7 protein-coding genes, 1 tRNA gene and 1 pseudogene are annotated in these 5,787 nt (G+C 62.3%); 5 read left to right on the top strand and 4 right to left on the bottom strand.

Annotation, left to right across the window (positions count from 1 at the left end):
* Positions 1-289 precede the first annotated feature (289 nt).
* Together EOC06_RS31120 and EOC06_RS31115 are read right to left on the bottom strand one after the other, a co-directional pair.
* Positions 290-1,537, bottom strand: coding sequence for a sugar ABC transporter substrate-binding protein (locus EOC06_RS31120; protein WP_128309587.1), 1,248 nt, complete (start codon positions 1,535-1,537; stop codon positions 290-292).
* Between the two features lie 62 nt (positions 1,538-1,599).
* Positions 1,600-2,644: pseudogene (locus EOC06_RS31115) on the bottom strand (LacI family DNA-binding transcriptional regulator).
* A gap of 423 nt (positions 2,645-3,067) precedes the next feature.
* On the opposite strand from EOC06_RS31115, the gene EOC06_RS40375 reads away from it, so the two are divergent.
* The 3 genes from EOC06_RS40375 to EOC06_RS31105 all read left to right on the top strand — a co-directional run bounded on the left by EOC06_RS40375 (position 3,068) and on the right by EOC06_RS31105 (position 3,734).
* A tRNA-Cys gene (locus tag EOC06_RS40375) sits at positions 3,068-3,143 on the top strand.
* Between the two features lie 190 nt (positions 3,144-3,333).
* Entirely contained in the window at positions 3,334-3,537 is a 204-nt protein-coding gene (locus tag EOC06_RS31110; protein ID WP_127321091.1) for a hypothetical protein, read from the top strand.
* Positions 3,538-3,542: 5 nt separating this feature from the next.
* The gene (locus EOC06_RS31105; protein ID WP_127269694.1) at positions 3,543-3,734 is read left to right on the top strand and encodes a hypothetical protein; all 192 of its coding nucleotides are present in this window, start codon (positions 3,543-3,545) and stop codon (positions 3,732-3,734) included.
* Between the two features lie 28 nt (positions 3,735-3,762).
* On the opposite strand, the gene EOC06_RS31100 is transcribed toward EOC06_RS31105, so the two are convergent.
* Together EOC06_RS31100 and EOC06_RS31095 are read right to left on the bottom strand one after the other, a co-directional pair.
* Entirely contained in the window at positions 3,763-4,029 is a 267-nt protein-coding gene (locus EOC06_RS31100; RefSeq protein ID WP_127269692.1) for a DUF1488 domain-containing protein, read from the bottom strand.
* A complete protein-coding gene (locus EOC06_RS31095; protein WP_127269690.1) occupies positions 4,026-4,274 on the bottom strand; it encodes a hypothetical protein in 249 nt (82 codons plus the stop codon). The genes EOC06_RS31100 and EOC06_RS31095 overlap by 4 nt, the downstream gene beginning before the upstream one ends.
* A gap of 249 nt (positions 4,275-4,523) precedes the next feature.
* On the opposite strand from EOC06_RS31095, the gene groES reads away from it, so the two are divergent.
* Both groES and groEL read left to right on the top strand, forming a co-directional pair.
* Positions 4,524-4,880 (top strand): co-chaperone GroES, encoded by a 357-nt coding sequence (gene groES, locus EOC06_RS31090; protein WP_128309586.1) that lies wholly within the window; start codon positions 4,524-4,526, stop codon positions 4,878-4,880.
* 33 nt (positions 4,881-4,913) lie between these two features.
* A partial coding sequence (groEL, locus tag EOC06_RS31085) for a chaperonin GroEL (RefSeq protein ID WP_128309585.1) occupies positions 4,914-5,787 on the top strand: 874 nt, incomplete at its 3' end.

The following is a 5,787-nucleotide window of genomic DNA, read 5'->3' as shown; positions in this document are numbered from 1 at the left end:
AAAGACGACGACCAGCGCGACAGCCGGCGCGACATAGAGCAGGCCGATCCATTGTTGGCGGCTGGCGACCCTGCGGGCGCGGGGCGGGGCAGGGGTTGCTGCGGTGATGACGGTCATGGCTGTTCCCTTGGCGCTGCGTCCCCCTCCCCCTTGAGGGGAGGGTCCGGCCGTAGGCCGGGGGTGGGGTCCTCTGCGGAGCGCGCCGACATCAAGAAACGTCGAGCACTGCGGTGGCGACCCCACCCGGACCTGCGGTCCGACCTCCCCTCAAGGGGGAGGTGAGGTTGGGCTATTTCTGCGGCGCCTGGTCGATGATCGATTGCATCGTCTCTTGTGCGTTGGCTATGGCGCCGTCGACATCGTCGCCGAAGAAGACCTCGTTGATCATCTGCGTCCACGGCCCGTTGGCGGAGTTGATCAGGTCGTTGAACACCACGGAATAGGGTGTCTTGCCCTTGGCCATGGCCTCGGCGGCGATCTGGTAGCGCGGATCGAGATCCTTCAGCGCTTCCTTGGCGATGTCGCCGCGCACCGGCAGGCTGCCGTATTTGGCAAGGATTGTCTGGCCTTCGAGCGAATAGGCGAAGTCGAGGAATTCCTTCACCACGGGCAGTTTCGTGGTGCCCTTGGTGACGACGAAATTGTCGCCGCCGGCAAAGGACGACCAGCCGCCGTCCTTGCCCGGCAGGAAGGTGACGCCGTAGTCGATATCGGGATACTGGGTGTTGAGCGCGCCGATGGCGAAGGCGCCGGACGGCGAGATGCCGATATTGCCGGCGGCAAATGCCGCAAAGAAGTTGGCGCCGGTATCGGTCTGCGCGCCCGCCGGCACCAGATCCTTTTTGACCATCGAGCGGTAGAGATCGATGGCGCCGCGCAGCTGCGGGCTGTCCAGCGTCGCTTTCGAGCCGTCTTCGCTCAGGATGTCGCCGCCAGACGCCCAGATCAGCGGCGTGAAGGTGAAGATGTTGCAGCCGCCGCAATTGCCGGAGAAGTAGAAGCCCTTGATGTTGCCGCCGAGCGCGTTAACCTTCTCGGCATCGGCCGCGATCTCGGCCCAGTTGGCAGGGCCTTTTTCGGGGTCGAGGCCGGCCTGCTTGAACAGCTTCTTGTTCCAGATCAGCACCGAGGCGTCGGCAGAGAAGGGCAGGCCATAGATGTGATCCTTGTAGGTGCCGGTCTTCACATGCGCCGGCGACAGGCTGGCAAAATAGGGCAGGGACTTTGCCCAATCGGTAATGTCCTCCAATTGGCCGGCTGCGGCGAAGGACGGCGTGTAGATCAAGTCGAGCGACAGCGCGTCGGGCGCCGTGCCGCCGGCGGCCGCGGCACCGTATTTCGGGATGATCTCAGCATTGGGAATGATGTCGAGCTTGACCTGGTTGGTGTGCGCCTTGTTGTAGGCATCGACGATCCTCGGCATGAAATTCGAGCCGTCGGCGCGCACCCAGATGTTGGCCGTCTCGGCGGCGGCAGTGCCGAGACCGCCACCCAGAACGGCAGCGGCCAGGGTCAGTTTGGCAATCAGGTTCCTCATGTTCTCCTCCTCCAAGGTTGCCGCGGTCCGCGGCTTGGCGCCGATTGCGCGGCGCTTCGTTTTCAGCCACCCGGCGGATGGCCGCATGACTGCCGCACCACCAGCCGGCACGGCAGTTTTCGAATGCCTGGCGCGGCGGGCTTGCCGCCGACCAGCGAAAGCAGGGGTCAACCCGGCCTCGCGCCCGAGCGCGACAAGGTTCATGTCGACAGAGGTCAGCGGCGGGCGCGTCGCCTCGGCCACGATCTCCCAATTGTCGAAACCGATGACGCCGACATCACTGGGGACGTCGAGGCCGCGTTCGCGCAGCGCATCGATGACGCCGCGCGCGATCTGGTCGTTGCCGCAGAAGACCGCGTCCGGCCTTTCGCTTTTGCCGTCGAACAGTTGCGCAACCGCCTGGTGACCCCAGGCTTCCGACCAGGAGCCGAGCAGCGGCTCGCTGACCGTCAGGCCGTTTTCGACCAGCACGTCGCGGTAAGCCTGGACGCGCGCGTGCACCACGGCAAAGCTCGCCGGCCCGGTGACATGGGCGATGCGCTTGCGGCCCAGCCGGCAGAAATGCTCGACGGCCAGCCGGGCGCCGCCAACATCGTCCGAGACGAAGGCGACGGCGTCGGGATCTGGCTGCGTGAAGGCATAGATCACCGGGACGCGCAGATTGGAGAGGTCGACGGGCAGATGGCGATCGATGCGCTTGCCGGTGGCGATGATGCCGTCAACGCGCTTGTCGAGCATGGCGTCGACATGCATCTGGCCCAGCCGCGGATCCTCCTCGACATTGCACAGGAACACCGAGACGCCATTGTCGACCAGCGCGTCCGAAATGCCCGACATCAACGGCAGCGAGAAGCGGCCATAGGTATCGTTGGTGAGCAGGCCGACGGTGAAGCTGCGCCGCCGGAGCAGGCTTTGCGCCAGGCTGTTGGGCCGGAAACCGAGCCGCCGGGCGGTCTCGCGAATGCGTTCGCGCGTCTCGGCTGTCATCCGGCCCTGGCCATTGAGCGCCTTGGATGCGGTGGCGACACTGACTCCGGCCTGGGCGGCCACGTCACGCAAGGTGACTGGCTTGGAAAAGACTGGAACAGGCAGATCGTCCGATGGCATCGCGCCGAGATCCTTGGTTGGGAAAAGGTTTTCTCTTACCGGGCCGGATGAGGCCCGGCAGGTGGCCGAGCCCGACGACGATTGCTTGGGAAAACCTTTTCTCAGATGAAGCTAAGCCAGATCGAATCGCTGTTCAAGGGGAAAGTTGGTTGGCCTCCGCTCCTCTCCTCCGAAATGCAACGCGGGGTAAAAGCAGCCTCGGAAGCGCGTAGCTCAGGGGAAGAACGTCAGTCGCAGTGCTGGAGGCCCTCGGTCGACACGGGGCGGGCTGCCGCTTGGGGCGTGAAGGATCGCAACTCTGCGCCGGAAGCGAGGCCCGGCAAGGTTGGCTGACGAACGCTCTGAAATTCGATGCCGAAAATTCTGAACAATCCCTCGGGATTAACCTTTCCGTAAATATTTGGCCGCTACTTCGACAGCCATGGCCTCGTGGCGGAGCGGCTACGCTGGAGACGGCAAATCTCTGAAGCCTCGGTTCGATCCCGAGGCGAGGCCTCCAAAATTTGGCGTCCCAATCTGCCCCGACCGCAGTCAGGTCCCACGAATAGGTTGTGTGTTGCGAAGGCAGTGCGGACCGGCCGTCAAAGCAGTCCTGTCTTGAATTTGGCATGCAGGCGCTCGCGAAAAGAGTGCTATGGAAGGGAGGCGAGCGTTGTTGCTTCGCTTTTTCCTGACATTCGAGGCCTTTCGTGCGTGAACCGTCGCTGCTGCCCGTTTTTGGAAAACTTGGCCTCAAGACCCCTGTCGCCTTGGCGGCGGCACCAATCTCGCCGGCAGGTGTGCCGCACCTGCGGAAGCTTCTGGCTGCGCATGGCGGCATGGTGCTGAAACTGTCGGTCGTCGCCTGGACGGTGCTGATCCTGGGCGCCGTGTTTTTCACGATGCAAGGCTGACCGGCATGGCCAACCGCTACACGGTGCGCATGGAGCTTCCCCAGAGTTGGAGCATCATCGATGTCTTCACCGGCCAGCCTGCGGTTGTCCGGCAAAAGGTGATGGTCGGGATGGGGCCGCGCGAGGCCGAGGACATGGTCGTGCAGATGAATGTCCGCGACGTCAAACGCCGCGAAAGGGCCGAGCGCAAGACCTGATCGCGGTCAGCGCCAACTCGCCGCCATTTCAGCCGAAATCGGCCGCCGTCAGCACATACATGCTCTTGCGGGTGCGGTCGTAGGCCTTCGACGCCACCTCGCGGATGGCGCTGCTCTCGGTGTCGAATGTCTGGAGATAACCGGCTTCATCGGCAGCAGTGCCCGGCCGCATCTTGGCCATGGCGTCGGCAGCGACGGAAAATGAGATCTGGAACATGCCGTCATGGCCGACGAAACGAATGCGCTGGCCCGCTTCGTCATAGCTGCGGCTGGGGTTGGGGAAGGTGAGGCTCATGTCTTGGCCTCCGTGGCTTTCTTGGTCGCCCGCTTCTTCTTCGGCGTAGGATTGAGGGCCTCGGCGACACGATCGGCCTCTTCCTTGGCCAGCCGAAGCTCCCTCAGCCTTGCCGTCTTGATCTCCCTGGCTCTTGCCTCGGACATATATTCGGCGGTCGCCTTGTTTTTCTCCGCTGTCTTCTTCTGCTTGTCGACAAAGCGGGCTTCAGCTTTTTCCATGATCGTCTGATTGCCTTCGGCCATCGAAGAAATCTCCCTTGTGCCTGAAATCGTGAAAGTGAACTTGTCCGATAAATAGGCACTCGATCGGCAAAATTCAATCTTTTGAATTATTTGACATTCTGCGGATATCACGAAACGGCCAGCTGAAATAATACTTTTGAATATTTAATTTGGCCCGCGAATAATTTTTGGCACTCCTATCTATCGAGTGCCAACGCGTCTATAGAGGAGGGGCGTGGCCGCCTGTGCCGGCCCAGAAAGAAAGTTCCCATGAAATTTCGGCCACTCCACGACCGCGTCGTCATTCGTCGCGCCGAAGGCGATATCAAATCCAAGGGCGGGATCATCATCCCCGACACTGCCAAGGAAAAGCCGCAGGAGGGCGAAGTCATCGCCGTCGGCCCTGGCGCACGCGACGAAAACGGCACGCTTGTTCCGCTCGACGTCAAGGCCGGCGACTTCATCCTGTTCGGCAAATGGTCGGGCACCGAGGTCAAGATCGACGGCGAGGACCTTCTGATCATGAAGGAAGCCGACATCATGGGCGTCATCGACAAGAGCGAGACTGGCATTATCGACAAGGGCGCTGCAACCGAAAAGGCCGTGGCCGCCAAGAAAGCTGCCTGACCTCATTTTCTCCGAACGAACTGGATAAAAATCATGTCTGCCAAGGAAATAAAATTCTCCACCGACGCGCGCGACCGCATGTTGCGCGGCGTCGAGATCCTCACCAATGCGGTGAAGGTCACGCTCGGCCCCAAGGGCCGCAACGTCATCATCGACAAGGCCTATGGCGCGCCGCGCATCACCAAGGACGGCGTCACCGTCGCCAAGGAAATCGAGCTTGCCGACAAGTTCGAGAACATGGGCGCCCAGATGGTGCGCGAAGTGGCCTCGAAGACCAACGACCTAGCCGGTGACGGCACCACCACCGCCACGGTGCTGGCCGCCTCGATCCTGCGCGAAGGCGCCAAGCTGGTCGCCGCCGGCATGAATCCCATGGATTTGAAGCGCGGCATCGACCAGGCGGTTTCCGCCGTGGTCAAGGAAATCCAGGCGCGGGCCAAGAAGGTCAAGTCGTCGGCCGAGATCGCACAGGTCGGCACCATCGCCGCCAATGGCGATGCCAGCGTCGGCGAGATGATCGCCAAGGCGATGGACAAGGTCGGCAATGACGGGGTCATCACCGTCGAGGAAGCCAAGACCGCAGAGACCGAACTCGACGTCGTCGAAGGCATGCAGTTCGACCGCGGCTATCTCTCGCCCTATTTCGTCACCAATGCCGACAAGATGCGCGTCGAGCTGGAAGAGCCCTACATCCTCATCCACGAGAAGAAGCTCGGCAATCTGCAGGCGATGCTGCCGATCCTCGAAGCGGTGGTGCAGAGCGGCAGGCCGCTGCTGATCATCTCCGAGGACGTCGAGGGCGAGGCTCTGGCGACGCTGGTCGTCAACAAGCTGCGCGGCGGCCTCAAGGTTGCGGCCGTCAAGGCGCCGGGCTTCGGCGATCGCCGCAAGGCGATGCTGGAAGACA

It is taken from the genome of Mesorhizobium sp. M7A.F.Ca.MR.362.00.0.0 (assembly GCF_004023175.1).
GTDB lineage: Bacteria > Pseudomonadota > Alphaproteobacteria > Rhizobiales > Rhizobiaceae > Mesorhizobium.
The sequence above is the reverse complement of the archived record's forward strand: the minus strand, read 5'-3'. Positions and strand labels throughout refer to the sequence as shown.